Here is a 17,367-nt window from a genome sequence, read left to right as displayed (position 1 = left end):
CCAGCGGCACTTGCGCGCCCCGTGGCTGATCATGGTGGTACGATCGGCCCGCTTGCCAGGCTAGCCAATGAGCGTGCAGGACAGACGGCGATCGGGTCGAGAGGGTCCACCACACCGAGGAGCACCATGCCGCAGTCGGGCATACGGGCGCTCTTAGTTGTGCCGACCCGTCTGCGCTGCCGCCGGCAAGGCGCGTGCGACGCCCCGGGTCGCGCGGGTGCCGTAGCGGCACCTTCGCACATCAGTACCCCCGGACGCAGAGACGCAGCCCCCCTTAAGTCCCTGGTGGTCGTCTAGTCGCTTGAAGAGAGTCTCATGACGCATTACATACAGGACCCGGCGCTCTGGGCTCTGATCGCCGGCGCGCCGTTCGCCGCAACCGTCATACTCCGCGGGCGGAAAGCGCGGGCCAGACTGCGGACCGAGAACGCCGAGTTGGAGAACCGCTACGCGGAACTCGAGGGCGGCTACTCCGAGTCGGTGCAGGAAGCCCGGGTCCGCGCGGAGGACGCCACCAAGAGCGCGCTCAAGTCCGCCATGCGGACCCTCCAGGGCCTGGCCAACGAGCAGCAGGTGGCCATCTCCAAGGCCCAGGACAAGTTCGGCGAACACCACGTCCTCCAGGACCTCCTGGAGATCGACCACATGAACTCGCAGTTCGGCCGGCGTGCGCAGTCCATCGCCGTGCTCTGCGACGGGTGGCTGGGCCGGCAGCGGGTCGCCGCGTCGGTCTACGACGTGGTGCGCAGCGCGAAGGGCCGTATCCGGCACTACACGCGGGTCGAGATCCGTTCGCAGACCAACTTCGCCCTGATCGGCCGCGCCGTCGAACCCGTGGCGCTGGCCCTCGCCGAGCTGCTGGACAACGCGACCAGCTACTCGGCCCCCGACACCCCGATCGACATCACCACCCGCACTGTGCCCAAGGGTGTCTGCATCATCATCGACGATGCCGGTGTCGGTATGAACGAGGAGGAGAAGGCGCGCGCCGACGAGCTGCTGTCCGGCCAGGGCCCGGCGGGCGTCGCCGGACTGGGCAACCCGCCGCAGTTCGGTTTCGCGGTCATCGGCGTGCTCGCCCAGCGGTACGGCTTCAACGTGTCCGTCGACTCCTCCTCCCCCTACGGCGGCGTACGCGCGGTGGTGCTTCTTCCCGAGGAGCTTCTGACCAACATGCCCGAGCCGAAAGAGCCGCCGGCCTCCCGTACCCCCGCCCCCAACGGGGTCGCCGCCGGGGCTGCCGCGCCGGCGGAGCGGCCGTCCAGCTCGACCCCCGGCGGTCTGCCGAGACGGAGCCGGAAGGGATCGATCTCCATCGTGCCGAGTGCGGACGCCCCCGCGCCCCCCACCCGGACGAACGAGGAAGCCGCTTCGATCATGGGCGCCTTCCAGCTCGGCACACAGTCCGGGCGCTCCGCACAAAGGGAAGGGCATGAACCGCAGTGAACAACGACCTGTCATGGATGCTTGAGAGTGCCCTGGAGGTCCCCGGGGCGCGCCACGCGATCCTGATCTCCGCCGACGGGCTGCTGATGGCCCGCTCGCAGCAGGTCAGGAAGGACGAGGCCGACACCGTCGCCGCGGCCATGAGCGGCATCCAGTCGCTGAGCCGCACGATGGGCGGCTTCTGCGGCGGCCCGGACATGGTCTGGCGCCAGACCCTGGTGGAGTTCGACGGCGGCTGGGTCTTCCTCATCTCCGCCGGCGCGGGCGCCTACCTGGCCGTCTCGTCCGCTCCGGACGTCGACATGGCGGCCATCACCTTCCGGATGCAGCAACTCGTCGGCCAACTCGGCAAGGTCCTGACCGCGCCGCCTCGCGAAAACACGAGTACCCAGGTATGAACGAATCGGATGAGCCCGTAGCGCAGTCCACGGATTTAGTGCGACCGTACGTCATCACGAACGGGCGCGGCCTGCCGGCCGACGACCAGTTCAATCTCATCACCCTGGTCACCGCGTCCGATCAGCCGCGTCCGGTCCATCTCGACCCGGAGAAGCACAGTGTCCTGGACCTGTGTTCGGGCGGCATGCTCTCGGTGGCCGAGATAGCCGGGCACATGAAGCTTCCGATCGGCATCATCAAGGTGCTGCTCTCCGACCTGTCGTCGGAGGGCTACCTGGTGGTCCGGCCCCCGGTGCCTCGTGCCCAACTCGCCGACGTATCGCTCCTTCAGGAGGTGCTGAATGGGCTCCAGGCCCGATTCGGCTGATGGCGTCTATCTCGACGGAGCGGTGAAGACCGCGGCCAAGATCCTGGTCGTGGGGCACTTCGCGGTCGGAAAGACGACGTTCATCGGCACGATGTCCGAGATCCCGCCGCTGCGCACCGAGGAGCGGATGACCCAGGCCGGCGCACTGGTCGACGACCTCAAGGGAGTGCGGGGGAAGACCACCACCACGGTGGCCATGGACTTCGGCCGCATCACGCTGAGCGAGCAACTCGTGCTGTACCTCTTCGGAACGCCCGGGCAGGAACGCTTCGTCCAGGTGTGGGAGGACATGACCCGAGGCGCGCTCGGCGCGTTGATCCTGGTCGACCCGGAGCGGCTCAAGGAGTCCTTCCCCGTCATCGACCTCGTCGAACAATACGGGCTTCCCTACGCGATTTCCGTCAATCACTTCGACGACACGCCGGTCCGCTCCGACGACGAGTTGCGCGACGCCCTCGACCTGCTGCCCGAAACCCCCATCGTCACTTGCGATGCCCGCGACCAGAAATCGTCCGCCGACGCTTTGATCGCCCTGGTCCGGTATCTCCAGACGCGTACCGCTAGGAGCACCACGTGAGTACCGACTCAGGCTTTCCCTCCCCTCCGCCCGGCTGCCCCGCGCACGGCCGAGTGCCCCTGCACGGACCCGAGTTCCAGGCGGACCCCGACTCGTACTACGCCTGGATGCGCAACTTCGGCCCCACCGCGCCGGTGGAGCTGGCGCCCGGGGTGAACGCCACGCTCGTCACGGACTACTCGGCGGCGCTGCAACTGCTCCAGGACCCCGACACCTTCCGGAAGGACTCGCGCCGCTGGCGTGCCTTCAACGAGGGCAAGGTCAACCCGAACAGCCCGGTGGTGCCGCTGCTCGCCTACCGGCCGAACTGCATGTTCACCGACGGCGCGGACCACCTGCGGCTGCGCCAGGCCGTCACGGACACCATGGCCCGGGTGGACAGCCACCTGCTGAAGCGGAACGTGGACCGGGTCTCCCGCTACCTGATCGAGCAGTTCAGCACCCGCGGCTCGGTCGACCTGCTCAACGACTACGCCAAGCTGCTGCCGCTCTTCGTCTTCAGCGAGCTGTTCGGCTGCCCCGCGGACATCGGCGACCGGGTCATCTTCGGCATCAACGGCATCTTCGACGGCATCAACGCCGAGAAGGCCAACGAGGTGCTCGGCCAGTCCGTCGCCGAGCTGGTCGCGCTGCGGCGGGCGCAGCCGGGTGATGACGTGACGTCATGGCTCATGCAGCACCCGGCGAAGCTCACCGACGAGGAGATGGTCCACCAGCTGATCCTGCTGCTGGGCTCCGGTGCGGAGCCGTTGCGCAACCTCATCGGCAACGGACTGTGCCTCATCCTCTCCGACGACCGGTTCTCCGACGGCGGGCTGCTGGTCGAGGACGCCATCGACGAAGTGCTGTGGAACAACCCGCCGATGTCCAACTACGCGCCCCACTACCCGGTGGCCGACATCGAGTTCGCCGGGCGCCGGATCGACGCGGGCGAGCTGGTGCTGGTCAGCTTCGCGGCGGCCAACACCGACCCGGCGCTGTCCGGCTCGCGCCAACTGCTCAGCAAGCGCGCCCACCTGGCGTGGAGCACCGGCCCGCACGGTTGCCCGGCGAAGGACCCGGCCCAGCTCATCACGATCGCGGCCATCGAGAACCTGCTCAACCAGCTCCCGGACATCGAGCTGGCGGTGCCGGTGGACAGCCTGACCTGGCGGCCGGGGCCGTTCAACCGCGCGCTGGCCGCGCTGCCCGCCCGGTTCGCGCCGATACGGGTGGACAAAGGCCCGCAGACCGGGGTGCAGGGGAAGCCTGCGGCGACGGCCGGACATCAGGGCCCATCGCAGGGCAAGGCGCAAAAGGGAGGCTTGTGGAGTTCGTTCCTGGCCTGGTGGAAGGTGTGATCCAGCCGCGGAAGTGGCCAAAAAGCATGCGTGATTCAGGTCACGATGCGCATATGCCTGCAACTCACATGATCATTCGACGGGACGGGTAGTCACCTGGGCGAAAATCGTTGGCCAGGACTAAAGGAGTTGTCACCGTGCCTGCTGCCGCCGATCCGCCCGTACCGCTGCGACCGGCTGTTTTACCCCTACCCCGACCGTCGGATGTTCACTCCGGATCATCGAACATTTGTTCTCATTCCGAGTACCTGTGCGTGCCGGGGGATGCGCCGCCCACCGAACCCGCCCTCCGGGGCGGGTCTCTTTTCGCCCGTTCCGGGCGTGTTCCGGCATATGCCATCGCGAGGGAAGGGCTCCGATGACCGGCGGTCGTTCCCCGATCCGCGACTTCGCCGGCTCCGGCCTCTCCCGGCTGGAGCCGGCTCAACTCGGCGGTCTCGTCACCGGGCAGCTCGCCCGGCTGTGCGAGGTGGCGCGGTTGGGCCGTGCGGACGCGGAGACCTACGTCGAGGTCCTCGCCGACAGCCTCGGCCCGGCGGCCGAAAGGTCGTTGGCGCTGCCCCCGCCCTCGCCCACCCTGCTCTCCGACGACCACACGCCGGTCGAGTATTCGCTGGCCTTCCTGCCCGGCTCCACGCCGGCCCTGCGGGTACTGCTCGAACCCGGCTGCGGCAGCGGGGACTTGGCGGCGAACGGGCGTACCGGGCTGCGGGTGATCCGCGAGATGGCGGACCGCTGGAACTTCTCCACCGACCAACTCGACCGGCTGGAGGACCTGTTCTTCCCGGCCGCGCCCGCCGGGGCGTTCGCCCTGTGGTGCGCGCTGGAACTGCGGCCCGGCGGCGTCCCCGCGGTGAAGGTCTACCTCAGCCCGGCCGCCAACGGCCGGGACCGGCGCGCGGAGACCGTACGGGAGGCGCTCGCCAGGCTCGGCCACCGGCAGGCGTTCGACGCGCTGCCGCCGGCCGACGACTTCCCCTTCGTCGCGCTCGACCTCGGCGCGTGGCAGGCGCCGCGGGTGAAGGTCTACTGCACCCACGAGAGCCTCGCCGCCGAGCAGGCCGGTGCGTACTCCCGCCTCGCGCCCGACGAGGGCCGGGACCAGACGACGGGCTTCTTCCACACGATCGCCGGCACCGGCAACGACGGCGCGGGCGGCGCCGGCGACGGCGCCCAGGGGCCGCTCACCCGGCGCGCACTGACCTGCCACTCCTTCACCGAGACGGCGACCGGACTGCCCAGCGGCTTCACGCTGCACATGCCCGTGCGTACGTACGTCGAGCACGACGGACAGGCGCGCGAGCGGGCGGTGGCGGTGCTGCGCCGCTACGGCATGGACAGCGCCGCACTCGACCGCGCGCTGGCCGCGGTGACCTCCCGCCCGCTGAGCGACGGCGTCGGGCTCGTCGCCTACGTGGCGCTGGTCCACCAGCGCGGCCAGGCCCCGCGGGTCACCGTCTACGTCTCCTCGGAGGCGTACGAGGTGCAACCGCCCCGTTGAACCGCTCCCCACCCGTGCGGGTCACGGGATCGGGCGCTGACACACCCGCAACACCACTTCGCACGACAGAAAGACAGGAGCAGCGGTCTGCATGGAGCCGTACCGGATCAAGGTAGTGGAACCCATCCCCGTCACGACGCGGCAGCAGCGTGAGGAAGCGCTGAAGCGCGTGCACTACAACCTGTTCGACCTGCGGGCGGAGGAGGTGACCATCGACCTGCTGACCGACTCCGGCACCGGCGCGCTGTCGGCCGCGCAGCAGGCCGCCGGCATGGCGGGCGATGAGTCCTACTCGGGCTCGCGCTCCTTCTACCGGTTCCACGACACCATCACCGAGCTGACCGGCTACTCCCACATCCTGCCGGTGCACCAGGGCCGGGCAGCCGAACGCGTGCTGTTCACCACGCTGTTGGAGCCCGGCAAGCTGGCGCTGTCCAACACGCACTTCGACACCACCCGGGCCAACGTCGAGCTGGCCGGTGCCGAGGCGCGCGACCTGCCGTGTCCCGAGGCGCGGAACCTGGACAGCACCCACCCGTTCAAGGGCAACATCGACCTGGACGAGCTGCGCCGCACGCTCGCCGGGCCGGAGGGCTCCCGGGTCGCGATGGTGGTCGTCACCATCACCAACAACGGAGGCGGCGGGCAGCCTGTCTCCATGGAGAACCTCAAGCAGACGTCCGCGCTGTGCCGCGCGCACGGTGTGCCCTTCTTCCTGGACGCCGCCCGGTTCGCCGAGAACGCCTGGCTGGTCACCCGGCACGAGCCCGGCTACGCCGACCGCACCCCCCGGCAGGTCTCCGAGGAGGCGTTCCGGCTGGCGGACGGCTGCGTGATGAGCGCGAAGAAGGACGGCATCGTCCACATCGGCGGGTTCATCGGGCTCAACGACCCGGACCTCGCCCAGCGGTGCGAGCTGCTGCTCATCGCCACCGAGGGCTTCGCGACCTACGGCGGCCTGGCGGGGCGCGACCTGGACATGATCGCCCAGGGGCTCACCGAGGTGACCGAGCCGTCCTACCTCGCCGAGCGGGCCGACATCGCCTCGCACCTCGCCCACCGGGTGCGCTCGGCGGGCGTCGACATCCTCGAACCGCCCGGCCTGCACGCGCTCTACCTCAACGCGGGTCGGCTGTTCCCGCACATACCCGCCCACAACTACCCCGGCCACGCGCTGTCCGTCCAGCTCTACCTCGAAGGGGGCATCCGCTCGGCCGAGTTGGGTTCCCTCTACCTCGGTGAGGAGGACGAGGACGGCAATCCGGTGAAGAGCGCGCCCTACGAGCTGGTCCGGCTCGCCCTGCCGCGCCGCGTCTACACCCGCAGCCACTACGACCACGTCGGCGAGACCCTGGCGAAGATCACCAAGAACGCCGACAGCGTCTACGGGTTCCGGATCGTGGACCAGTCCCCGATCCTGCGCCACTTCCGCGCGACCCTCGCCCCGGTCCCGGTGACCGGCTGACCTGGTTCGACGCAGCACCGTTCGCGGCCCGGGCCTGGGTGACGGCCCGGGCCGCGGGCATGCGCGGGGAGCGCCGACGCGCGCGGGGGAGCGGGGCGGCCGACCGGCCGGGGCCGGCGCGAGGGAGAGGCGGCGGGTAGTCCTCAGGGAGGAGGAGCGCGCACCTTGTCGTGCGTTCTCACCAGGCGGAAGTGACGGCAGCCGCACGACGCGCCGGCGGGGTCTCGAAGGACAGCCTTGGCAGTGCCCGAGACCATGACCCCGGAGAGGCATTCGCTGTGGCTACCCTCCTTCACCGACTGGGCCGTACCGCCTTCCGGCGGCGCCGGCTCGTCGCCCTGCTGTGGGCGGTGGTCCTCGTCGCGGTCGGCGTCGGGGCCGCCAAGGCGCCGGCCGCCGGCGACAGCGGCACCGCCTTCATGCCCGGCATCGAGGCGCAGAAGGCGTTCGACCTGATCGGGCAGCGGTTCCCGGGTGCCGACGCCGACGGCGCCACCGCCTGCGGCATCCCGGTGCTCGTCCGCACCGCGCCCCGCGGGCCGGCCCTGACCCCGCAGCAGTCGCAGATCGCCCGCCTGGCGGCCACCGGCCTGACCAACAAGCAGATCGGGCAGCGGCTCCTGCTGTCCCCCCGGACCGTCTCGACCCACCTCCACCAGCTCTTCCCGAAGTTGGGCGTCACCTCCCGGGCCGCCCTCCGCGATGCCCTGGAGCAGTTGGAGCAGCTTGACCAACCGGAGGGCCGGTAGGAACCCGCCCGGCCCGTCAGTCCGCCCGGCCTGTCAGTCCGCCCGGCCCCGACCCGCCCGCGTGGAACCAGCCCGTACGTGGGCGGCGTCCCCCCTGGGGTCCGCAAGATCGTCTCCGTGGAGGACCCGCCTATGTCCGGAACGGCCGCCCGCTACCTCTATCTCGCCCGGCACGGCGAGGCTTCGGCGGATGAGAGCGAACTGACCGACGCGGGGCGCCGGCAGGCCGCTCTCCTGGGGCAGCGGCTGCGTGGGGTCCCGCTGGCGGCGATCCACCACGGGCCGCTCGCGCGCGCCGAGCAGACCGCCCGCCTGGTCGGGGACCAGCTCGACGGCGTTCCGCTGCGCCGCTCCGACACGGCCGGCGACTACATGCCCTACCTGCCGGCGTGCGAGGAGCTGCCGCCGCAGGCGGCCGACGACTGGGTCGCGTTCCTGGGCCAGTTCACGGCCGAGGAACGCGAACAGGGCCCCGGGCTCGCCGCCGCGGCCCTCGCGGACTTCACCGGACCCGTCGCCGGCGATGAGCCGCGCCACGAGCTGGTCGTCACCCACAACTTCCTCGTCGGCTGGCTGCTCCGCGCGGCCCTCGACGCGCCGAAGTGGCGGTGGCTGGGCATCAACCACGCCAACGCGGCCCTGACGGTCATCCGCTACGCACCCGACCGCCCCCCGGCGGTGCTGCTCTTCAACGACACCGGCCACCTCCCCGTCGAGCTCCGCTGGACCGGCTTCCCCCCGGAGCTGCACGTCTGAGGCCCGTACCGAGCGGCAACGGCTGATGCGCGGGCGGCGGGTGGCCGAGTCCGTACGAGGGGCGGTCACCGCGCCGCGGGTCAGCCGTTGTCGGAGATCTCGTGGCCGGCCTGGGAGGCGGTGTGGTGCTGGGCGGCGGCCGCCGCCGCTTCCGGGTCGCCCTGGCGCAGCGCCGCGATGATGGCTTCGTGCTCCTGGAGGACCGCTCGCCAGTTCTGCGCGTCGCGCGGCATGGTGATGCGGTAGCGGCGGATGGTCATCAGCAACTGCTCGGTGAGTTCCGCGAGGATGCGGTAGCCGCTGGCCTCGGACAGCAGCCGGTGGAAGTCGGAGTTGAGTTCGGGGAGGCGCTCCGTCGCCCCCTGGTCGAGCTCCGCGCGCATCGCGGCCTGGACCTGCGCCAGGCCGGTCAGCAGCTTGTCGTCCACCCGTTCCGCCGCGAGCCGGGTGACCAGGGTCTCGATCGCCTCGCGGGCGAGGAAGACGCCGCGCATCTCGGTCTTGTCGATCTCGGCGACGGTGACGCCCGCGTGCAGTTGGGAGCTGAGCAGGCCGTCGGACTCCAGGCGTTTGACGGCTTCGCGGATGGGGATCTTGCTGACGCCCAGGTTCCGGGCGAGCTCGTCCATGTTGATGCGCTCGCCGGACCGCAGATCCCCGGTGACGATGGCCTGGCGCAGAGTGTCGTAGACCAGGTCCGCCTTGCTCTTCACCGTGGGCAGCCTCGTGGCCCAGCTGTTCTCTGCCATACGTTCATCGTATGCGATATCCGCGGCTCGTCCCCGCGCGGGCGGCCGGCTTCCGGGTGCCGTGAGTCCGACTGCCGTGGGTCCGACTGCCGTGCCGTCGACCGCCGTGGGTCCGACTGCTGCGGGTCTGACCGTCACGGCTCCGCGCGGGTCAGCGCGGCTCGCCGTGCAGCGGGGGAAGCCCCATCCGTTCCCGGTGCCCGTCCCGCAGCAGGCTCGCCGGGCTGACCGCCGACGCGCCACCGTCCAGCACCAGTTCACTGCCCGTCAGCAGCGCCGCGTCGGGCGAGGCGGCGAAGGCCACTGCGGACGCGACCTGCTCGGGCGAGGCCAGCAGGCGCATGGGGTTGCTCTCGCGCAGCCTGCTCAGGTCCTCCGCGCCGCCGAGCCGCGACTCGGTGGCCGGGGTGCGGACCCAGCCGGGGGAGACCGTGACGAAGGAGATCCCGTGCCGGCCGTAGTCCACGGCGAGTTGCCGGGTGAGCGCGGCGAGCGCGCCCTTGGCCGCGGCGTAGGCGGGCAGGCCGGGAGCGGCGGTGCGGTGCAGCACCGAGCCGACGGTCACCACCGCGCCGGAGCCCGCCTCGATCATGGCCGGCAGCACCTCGCGGACGCACAGGAACACCGAGGTGAGGTTGGCGGTCAGCACCGCGTTCCACTCCTGCTCGGTGGTGAGGTGCAGCGGGCGGCCCTCGGTCACGCCCGCGCAGGCGACGAGGACGTCCGGCCCGCCGCCTTCCGCGGCCGCCTCGCGCACGGCGGCGGCGACCTCGTCGGCCCGTGTCACGTCCGCGCGGTGGTAGGAGACGCCGGGCAGCCGCGGATCGGCGAGGTCGACTCCCGCCACCCGCAGTCCGTCCGCGGCGAATCGGGCGGCGACGGCGCGGCCGATGCCGCCCGCCGCCCCGGTGACCAGGACTGTTCGTGTCATCGCGGGCTACCTCGCGCAGGTGGGGTGGGGCGGCCCGAGCCCATGCGGGGCCGGGAGCGGACCGGGGGAGCGGCTGGAAGGAAAGGTATACGATCTACTAAATAACGGCAACGGTTCTCCGGAGGCTCTCATGACGCCCGACGATCTCCTCTCCGCCCTACGCGCCCAACGGCTGCTTGCCATCGTCAGGGGCGCCGACCCGTCGGCGGCGCTCGACACGGTGCTCACCCTCGTCCGGTCCGGCATCGGCCTCGTCGAGGTCTCGCTGACCGGCGCCGGCGCCCTGGGCGTCATCGAACGGGCCCGCGCGGCACTCGGCCCGGACGCGCTGCTCGGCGCCGGGACGGTGCTGACGGCGGGCGACGCCCGCCGGGCCGCCGAAGCGGGCGCCGGATTCGCGGTGACCCCGGGAGCGACCGAAGCCGTGGCCGCCTGCCGGGAGTCGGGCCTGCCGGTGCTGGCGGGCGCGCTGACCCCGACCGAGGTGGCGGCGGTCGTCGCCGGCGGGGCGGCGGCGGTCAAGCTCTTCCCGGCCGGCCTCGGCGGCGTGCCGCACCTGCGCGCGCTGCGCGCCCCCTTCCCCGAGGTGCCCTTCGTGCCGGTGGGCGGCATCGACGCCGACGCGGCCCGCGGCTACCTCGCCGCCGGGGCGGCGGCCGTCGGCGTGGGCGGGCCGCTGGTCGGCGACGCCGCGGACGGCGGCGGAGCGGGCGCGCAGGGCGAACTGGCCGAGCGCGCGGCCCGGTTCCGCGCCCTGACCGCCCGGGAGTCGCGGTGATCGACGTACTGACCTTCGGGGAGACGATGGCCGCGCTGCGGGCCCGGGGGCCACTGCTCCTGGGCGGCTCGCTGGACCTGTCGGTGGCCGGCGCGGAGTCCAACGTCGCCATCGGCCTGGCACGGCTCGGGCACCGGGTCCGCTGGGCGGGCCTCACCGGCGCGGACGAGTTCGGGCGCCTGGTGACCCGCACGCTCAGGGCGGAAGGCGTGGACGTCTCCTGCGCCGGCAGCACCGACGCGGGACCGACCGGCCTCGTGGTTTTCGAGCCGAGGCTCGCCGACCTGACGCGGGTGACCTACCACCGTTCCGGTTCGGCCGGCTCCCGGATCACCGCCGCCCACCTCGCGCCCGCACTCGCCGCCGGGGCGCGGATCGTCCACGTCACCGGAATCACCGCCGCGCTGGGCGAGCGGCCCCGGCGGGCGGTCGAGTCGGCGGTGCGGGCCGCGACCGCGGCGGGATCGCTGGTCTGCCTGGACGTCAACCACCGCGCCCGGCTGTGGTCCCGCGCCCAGGCGGGCCGGACGCTGCGGCCGCTGGTGCGCGACGTCGATGTGCTCGTGGCGTCCGACGACGAACTCGCCCTCGCCGCACCCGAGTCGGCCGGCACGGAGCAGGCCCGGGTGGATGCGCTGCTGGCGGCCGGCGTCCGCGAGGTCGTGGTCAAGCGCGGAGCGGCCGGGGCCGACGTCTTCACGGCGGACGGCTCCACGTCACTGCCGGCCGAGCGCGTGCCCGTACGGGACACGGTCGGTGCGGGCGACGCCTTCGTGGCGGGCTACCTGTCGGCGCTGCTCGACGGCGAGCCCCCGGAGGGCCGGCTGCGCCGCGCGGTGTGCACCGGCGCCTTCGCCGTCGCCTCGTACGGCGACTGGGAAGGGCTGCCCGCCCGGCACGAACTGCCGCTCCTGCGGGCCGAACCGGGCAGCGCGCTGCGGTGACCCCGTACCGCCCGACGGTCACGGAGGGTGTCCGGTGCGGCGCGGCACGAAGTGTTTCGGGAATGTTCCTCCGACCCCTGGTTCTTATTTCGTATATCTCATACGGTTGCCTCGTCCCCGTCCCCCTTCCAAGGTGGTGAACGCGTCCCATGACCAGTGCGACGACGACCGAAGACGGCAACGTGACCACGGCCCAGCACCGCACCGACCGGCGCACGATGCTCGCCAGCACCGTGGGCACGGTCATGGAGTGGTACGACTTCAACCTCTACGGCCTGGCCTCGGCCCTGGTGTTCGGCCCGCTGTTCTTCGGCTCCTCCTCCGTCGGCGGCACGCTCGCCTCCTTCGCCACCTTCGGCGTCGGCTTCGCCGCCCGGCCCATCGGCGGCGTGATCTTCGGTCACCTGGGCGACCGCATCGGCCGCAAGCACGTCCTGCTGATCACGATGCTCGGCATGGGCGTGGCGACCACCCTGGTCGGCGTCCTGCCGACCCACGCGGTGGCGGGCGTCTGGGCCCCGGTCCTGCTGGTGTTCCTGCGGGTGTGCCAGGGCATCGCGGTGGGCGGCGAGTTCGCCGGCGCCACCCTGCTCACCGTGGAGAACGCGCCGCCGGGCAGAAGAGGGCTCTTCGGCGCCATCCCGGCGATGGGCACCGGAGCCGGATTCGTGCTCGCCAGCGGCGTGTTCGCCCTCGCGTCGCAACTGCCCGACGGTTCGTTCGACAGCTGGGGCTGGCGGGTGCCGTTCCTGCTCAGCGCGGTCCTGGTGGTCTTCGGCCTGGTCGTCCGGCGGGGCATCGACGAGACGCCGGTCTTCGCCGAACTGGAGGACCGCGGCGAGACCGTACGCTTCCCGCTGCTGCTCACGCTGCGCAAGCAACCCGGCGCGGTGCTGCGGACGATGGGCATCACCGTCTCGGGCTTCGTCTGGGGCTACCTCATCCAGGCGTTCGCCCTGTCGTACGCGACCGGCACGCTGCACCTGTCGAAGACCACCATGCTGTGGGCGATCGCCCTCGCCTCCGCCCTGGAGATCGGCTCGATCCCCTTCTGGGGCTGGCTGTCCGACCTCATCGGGCGACGCCTGATGATCGCCATCGGCCTGGTCTGCACGGTCGGCTACGCCTTCCCCTTCTTCGCGCTGCTGCACACCCGGAGCACCCCGCTGATCTTCCTCGCCATGGTGCTGGCCATCCCGATCTGCAAGGACATGGTGTTCGGCCCGCAGGCCGCGCTGGTGGCGGAGCAGTTCGACGCGCGCGTGCGCTACAGCGGCGTCAGCGCCGGCCGGGAGATCGGCGGCGCGCTGTTCGGCGGCACGGCACCCTTCATCGGCACCGCCCTGGTCGCCGCCGCCGGCGGTTCGATCACGCCCGTCGCGCTGTACGTCATCGCCGGCTGCGTTGTGACCGCCGTCGCCGTCTTCTCCGGCCGCGAGACCTCCCAGGAGCAGACCGGGACCCTCGGCGCCATCAACGCATGACTCCGGCCGCGCACCACCCGAGCAGGCCACCGACCACGTGGAGAACCCCGTGAGCAACGCCCCCCTTCGTATCGCCAAAGTCGAGACCCTGGCCCTGTCGGCCAGCTTCGACGACCTCTACGACTCGCCCGACGACGTCCCCGACTGGCTGCGCTACCCGGCCTCCAGCCACCTGGTCCTGCCCCGGCGCGGCCAGTACGCCACCCTGGTCAAGGTGCACGCCGAGGACGGCAGCGTCGGGATCGGCGAGTGCTACGGCCTGCCCTCCCCCGAGGTCACCGCCACCGTCGTCTCCACCGTCCTGGCCCCGCTGCTGGTCGGCCAGGACGCCCTGGCCACGACCGCCGTGTGGGAACGGCTCTTCCAGGGGCAGGCGGCCGGCGGCCACAACCGCGGCTTCTACCTCGAAGCCATCGCCGGAGTCGACCTGGCCCTGTGGGACCTGCGCGGCAAGCTCGCCGGCCTGCCCGTCCACCGCCTGCTCGGCGGCCCGATCCGGGAGCGGGTCGAGTGCTACGCCAGCCCCGTCGCGCTGCACGCCGACCCGCAGGACTCCGCGCGCCAGGCGCTCGGCTTCGTCGAGGACGGATTCCGGGCCCTGAAGGTCAAGATCGGCCGCGGTGTCCGGGTCGACCGCGCCCACCTGCGGGCGGTCCGTGCCGCGGTCGGCGAGGACATCGGCATCCTCACCGACGCCAACTGCGCGTACGACCTCGACGAGGCCACCCGCGTGGGCGCGGTCCTGCGCGACCTGGACATCTCCTGGTACGAGGAACCGCTCCAGGTCGACGACCTGGCCAACCTCGCGGAACTGCGGCGCAGGACCGGGCTGACCCTCGTCAACGGGGAGACCCACTTCACCCGGTTCGACCTGCGCGACTCCCTGCTGCACCACGCCATCGACGTCTTCATGCCGAACGTCGCCCGCAGCGGCGGCATCACCGAGGCCACCCGGCTCGCGGCCCTCGCCTCCGCCTTCCACGTCGACATCGCCCCGCACGGCGTCGGCTCGGGCGTCAGCCTGTGCGCCGCGCTCCACCTGTGCGCCGCCACCCCCAACCTGCGCACCTACGAGTACAACCGCCTCCCCAACCCCATCCGCGAGCAGATCCTGCGCAACCCGCCGGAGTTCCGCGACGGGGCCCTCACCGTCCCCACCGGCCCGGGCCTGGGCTTCGAACTCGACGACGCCGCCGTCGACCGCTACACCGTCGCCCGCTTCTGACCCACCGGATTTCCGACCCTCCCGCTTCCGCCCTCCCGCTTCCGACCCACCCACGAGCCGCACCTTCTCCCCGGAGGAGTCACCGTGACCACGCAACCCCCACCCCCCAGCAGCCCATCGCCCGACAGACGCACCCTGCTCGGACTTCTGGCCGTCACCGTGGCGCCGAACACCATCGAGTTCTGGATCGAGGACGTCGCATGAGCCGTACGGAGCGCCCCCTCATCAGCCGCCGCTCGCTGCTCGGCGGCGCCGCGGCCGCAGGCACCGCCGCCGTGCTCGGCCCGCTCGGCGGATGGTCGGCGGCTGCCGCCACCAGCGGCTCGTACACCATCCGCTACGACCAGCCCCGCAAGCAGACCATCCTCGGCCTCGGGTTCGAGATCCAGTCGGACTCGATCGGCTCCGGCAACGACGGGCTGCCGGCGACCGTCAGCGGGGTCCCGTACGACTTGACGGACAGCGAGCGCACCCGCTTCTACCAGCAGATGCTCAAAGTGCGCGACGACCGGGGATTCCGCTACTGCCGGCTCGCGTTGGGCCTGTACTACCGGGGGACGGACGCCACCGGCAAGTACCTGCAAGGCCGTTACCCGGGGCAGACCGCGCTGCTGGCGGACATGATCGGTCAGGCCGGCATCGAGGGCATCTCCGCCGAGTACTGGTCTCCCCCGCCCGGATGGAAGAGCAACGGCTCCTACATCGGCGGCACGCTCGCCTCCTTCGCGGCGGCGGACCTCGACGCGCTCGGCGACGCGATGGTCCACGACCTGGACTACCTCACCTCGCTGGGCGTACCGGTGTCGATGTGGGGGCTGCAGAACGAGCCGGTGTACTCCACGGCGTACTCCTCCTGCGTCTACACCGCCGCCGAGTACCACCAGACCTTCGCCGCGGTCGCCCCGAAGATCCGCGCCAAGTACCCGCGGGTGATGATCCACGCGAACAGCCTCGACGGCTGGAGCGGCTCCTTCGGGCAGGCGATCAAGGCCGATCCGGCCGCGCTGTCCTGCGTGGACGCGTGGACCTATCACCGGATCGGCTCGAACAGCGACGAGCAGATCACCGGTGACTACACCTCCGGCGCCGCGGGGAAGCTCGTCTTCAACAACGAGTTCGAGTACCTGGACAACTCCACGTCGGACGTGCGGACCCTCAACACCGCCCAGTCGATCATGAACTGGATGGTGTTCCAGGACGCGCCCACCTGGTTCTGGCTGCACGCGCTGAAGCCGACCACCAACGCCGAGGCCCCGGGCTACTCGCTCGGCTACTGGCGGCCGCCGGGCGACACCGACTTCAGCCACTTCCCTGACATCCCCGTCGGGCACTGGGACTTCAACCCGCAGAACTGGAACGCGGTCGCCGGCTTCGTCCGCTACCTGCCGTGGGACTCGGTGCGCTACGGCGTCGACGAGTCCGCGGTCCTGCAGGCCCAGCGGATCATGGCCTGGAGGACCGCCCAGGGCAAGGAGGTCTTCGCCGTCACGAACCGCTCCACGACGGACTCCTTCACGTACACCGTCGACACGCAGACCGCGTCCACCTTCCAGGGGCACCGCTTCGGGCCCGCGACCCACGACCGGACGCTCGCGACCCTCGGCGGACCGACCCTCGCCCTGACGGTGCCGCCGCTGTCCGTGGAGTTCTGGGTCCGCACTCCCTGACTCCTGACCCGGACGCGTCCGGGGCCGGCCGACCCACGCGCCGGTCCCGGACGAGGCGCGGCCCCGAGGGCGATCAGGTGAGGCGCAGGAGGCGTTCGGCGTTGCCGTGGGCGATCTTGTGGAGGTCGGTGTCGTGGAGGGGGAGGCCGTGCAGGAAGTCCATGGCCTGGGTGGTGGACTCGTAGGGGTAGTCGATGGCGAACATGATGTTGTCGATGTGGATCGCGAGCACCGCGCCGAGCAGGGCGCTGGTGGCCATGACGCCGCTGGTGGTGATGTGGAAGTTCTCGGTGAAGTACTCGGAGGGCTTCTTCGCGAGCTGCACGTCGGTCTCCAGGTAAGGCAGCCGGGTGTCGACGCGGGAGAGGTGGAAGGGCAGCAGCTCGCCCATGTGGCCGAGACACGGCAGTGAGGGCACGAACGGACATGGCGGATCAGCGGAGCGGAGCAGACCAGGCCGGAGCGGACCGGGTTCTGGAAGAGTTCATCCAGGCGGCGGAGGAGCTCTTCTACGCCATGCGCCGCTCCCGCGCGGCCATCTCCGGGCAGTCCGACCAGGGGCTTTCCCTGTCCCAGCCGGCGATGCTCACGCCGCTGGCCGACGACGAGGAACTGCCGGTGGGCACCCTGGCCGGCGCCGCCGACGTCAGCGTCCCCACGGCCACCCGCATGCTCCAGCAGCTCCAGAACAAGGGCATCGTCACCCGCCGCAGGTCTCCCACCGACGAGCGCCGGGTCCTGATCGGCCTGACCCCCGAAGGCCGGGAGCAGGTCGCCGCCGTCCGCACCCGCCTGCGCGAACGCCGCTCGTCGGCGCTCGACCACTACACCCGTACCGAACTCGTCGGCCACCTCCGCCGGTTGGCGGACACCATCAACAAGACCGGCACCTCGTAGCCACCGGCGCCCTCGCGCGGACCCGCGTCAGGAACCGGCCGCTCCACCCGACCCTCCCCCTTTTCGCCCGGCTGCCGGGGCAACCATCCGGG

18 protein-coding genes are annotated in these 17,367 nt (G+C 71.5%); 15 read left to right on the top strand and 3 right to left on the bottom strand.

The annotated features are described in order from the left end of the window. Positions 1-315 precede the first annotated feature (315 nt). The 9 genes from OG370_RS18395 (at position 316) to OG370_RS18355 (ending at position 8,600) form a co-directional block, all read left to right on the top strand. Positions 316-1,446 carry an ATP-binding protein gene (locus OG370_RS18395; protein WP_328465627.1) on the top strand — a complete coding sequence of 377 codons (1,131 nt, stop codon included), beginning with the start codon at positions 316-318 and terminating at the stop codon, positions 1,444-1,446. Next, positions 1,443-1,844 carry a roadblock/LC7 domain-containing protein gene (locus tag OG370_RS18390; protein ID WP_328465625.1) on the top strand — a complete coding sequence of 134 codons (402 nt, stop codon included), beginning with the start codon at positions 1,443-1,445 and terminating at the stop codon, positions 1,842-1,844. The genes OG370_RS18395 and OG370_RS18390 overlap by 4 nt, the downstream gene beginning before the upstream one ends. Then, the gene (locus tag OG370_RS18385; protein ID WP_328465623.1) at positions 1,841-2,212 is read left to right on the top strand and encodes a DUF742 domain-containing protein; all 372 of its coding nucleotides are present in this window, start codon (positions 1,841-1,843) and stop codon (positions 2,210-2,212) included. The genes OG370_RS18390 and OG370_RS18385 overlap by 4 nt, the downstream gene beginning before the upstream one ends. Further along, positions 2,187-2,789, top strand: coding sequence for a GTP-binding protein (locus OG370_RS18380; protein WP_328465621.1), 603 nt, complete (start codon positions 2,187-2,189; stop codon positions 2,787-2,789). The genes OG370_RS18385 and OG370_RS18380 overlap by 26 nt, the downstream gene beginning before the upstream one ends. Next, the gene (locus tag OG370_RS18375) at positions 2,786-4,129 is read left to right on the top strand and encodes a cytochrome P450 (RefSeq protein ID WP_328465619.1); all 1,344 of its coding nucleotides are present in this window, start codon (positions 2,786-2,788) and stop codon (positions 4,127-4,129) included. The genes OG370_RS18380 and OG370_RS18375 overlap by 4 nt, the downstream gene beginning before the upstream one ends. A gap of 358 nt (positions 4,130-4,487) precedes the next feature. Further along, positions 4,488-5,630 carry a tryptophan dimethylallyltransferase family protein gene (locus OG370_RS18370; RefSeq protein WP_328465617.1) on the top strand — a complete coding sequence of 381 codons (1,143 nt, stop codon included), beginning with the start codon at positions 4,488-4,490 and terminating at the stop codon, positions 5,628-5,630. A gap of 115 nt (positions 5,631-5,745) precedes the next feature. Beyond that, on the top strand, positions 5,746-7,095 hold the full coding sequence (locus tag OG370_RS18365) for a tryptophanase (protein WP_328465615.1): 1,350 nt from the start codon (positions 5,746-5,748) through the stop codon (positions 7,093-7,095). 278 nt (positions 7,096-7,373) lie between these two features. Continuing rightward, complete coding sequence (locus OG370_RS18360) at positions 7,374-7,844, top strand: helix-turn-helix transcriptional regulator (RefSeq protein WP_328465613.1); 471 nt, start codon at positions 7,374-7,376, stop codon at positions 7,842-7,844. Between the two features lie 132 nt (positions 7,845-7,976). Continuing rightward, positions 7,977-8,600: a histidine phosphatase family protein gene (locus tag OG370_RS18355; protein ID WP_328465612.1), complete on the top strand. Its 624-nt coding sequence runs from the start codon at positions 7,977-7,979 to the stop codon at positions 8,598-8,600. An 80-nt stretch (positions 8,601-8,680) separates the two neighbouring features. Here OG370_RS18355 and OG370_RS18350 read toward each other — a convergent pair whose 3' ends face one another. Both OG370_RS18350 and OG370_RS18345 read right to left on the bottom strand, forming a co-directional pair. Continuing rightward, positions 8,681-9,349, bottom strand: a complete 669-nt coding sequence (locus OG370_RS18350; protein ID WP_328465610.1) for a GntR family transcriptional regulator — start codon at positions 9,347-9,349, stop codon at positions 8,681-8,683. A 151-nt stretch (positions 9,350-9,500) separates the two neighbouring features. Continuing rightward, positions 9,501-10,280, bottom strand: a complete 780-nt coding sequence (locus OG370_RS18345; RefSeq protein ID WP_328465608.1) for an SDR family NAD(P)-dependent oxidoreductase — start codon at positions 10,278-10,280, stop codon at positions 9,501-9,503. Between the two features lie 130 nt (positions 10,281-10,410). Between OG370_RS18345 and OG370_RS18340 the strand changes: the two genes are divergently transcribed. The 5 genes from OG370_RS18340 to OG370_RS18320 all read left to right on the top strand — a co-directional run bounded on the left by OG370_RS18340 (position 10,411) and on the right by OG370_RS18320 (position 16,378). Continuing rightward, positions 10,411-11,058, top strand: a complete 648-nt coding sequence (locus OG370_RS18340; RefSeq protein WP_328465606.1) for a bifunctional 4-hydroxy-2-oxoglutarate aldolase/2-dehydro-3-deoxy-phosphogluconate aldolase — start codon at positions 10,411-10,413, stop codon at positions 11,056-11,058. Further along, a complete protein-coding gene (locus tag OG370_RS18335; RefSeq protein WP_328474216.1) occupies positions 11,058-12,002 on the top strand; it encodes a sugar kinase in 945 nt (314 codons plus the stop codon). The genes OG370_RS18340 and OG370_RS18335 overlap by 1 nt, the downstream gene beginning before the upstream one ends. 149 nt (positions 12,003-12,151) lie before the next feature. Next, positions 12,152-13,486, top strand: a complete 1,335-nt coding sequence (locus OG370_RS18330; RefSeq protein ID WP_328465604.1) for an MFS transporter — start codon at positions 12,152-12,154, stop codon at positions 13,484-13,486. 49 nt (positions 13,487-13,535) lie between these two features. Continuing rightward, positions 13,536-14,711, top strand: coding sequence for a mandelate racemase/muconate lactonizing enzyme family protein (locus OG370_RS18325; protein ID WP_328465603.1), 1,176 nt, complete (start codon positions 13,536-13,538; stop codon positions 14,709-14,711). Positions 14,712-14,911: 200 nt separating this feature from the next. Then, a complete protein-coding gene (locus tag OG370_RS18320) occupies positions 14,912-16,378 on the top strand; it encodes a hypothetical protein (RefSeq protein ID WP_328465602.1) in 1,467 nt (488 codons plus the stop codon). 73 nt (positions 16,379-16,451) lie between these two features. Here OG370_RS18320 and OG370_RS18315 read toward each other — a convergent pair whose 3' ends face one another. Continuing rightward, positions 16,452-16,796 carry an amidohydrolase family protein gene (locus OG370_RS18315; RefSeq protein WP_328465601.1) on the bottom strand — a complete coding sequence of 115 codons (345 nt, stop codon included), beginning with the start codon at positions 16,794-16,796 and terminating at the stop codon, positions 16,452-16,454. A gap of 8 nt (positions 16,797-16,804) precedes the next feature. Here OG370_RS18315 and OG370_RS18310 point away from each other — a divergent pair, with 8 nt between their 5' ends. After that, positions 16,805-17,275: a MarR family winged helix-turn-helix transcriptional regulator gene (locus OG370_RS18310; RefSeq protein ID WP_328465599.1), complete on the top strand. Its 471-nt coding sequence runs from the start codon at positions 16,805-16,807 to the stop codon at positions 17,273-17,275. The last annotated feature ends 92 nt before the right edge of the window (positions 17,276-17,367 follow it).

This window comes from Streptomyces sp. NBC_00448, assembly GCF_036014115.1.
Classification (GTDB): domain Bacteria; phylum Actinomycetota; class Actinomycetes; order Streptomycetales; family Streptomycetaceae; genus Actinacidiphila.
The sequence above is the reverse complement of the archived record's forward strand: the minus strand, read 5'-3'. Positions and strand labels throughout refer to the sequence as shown.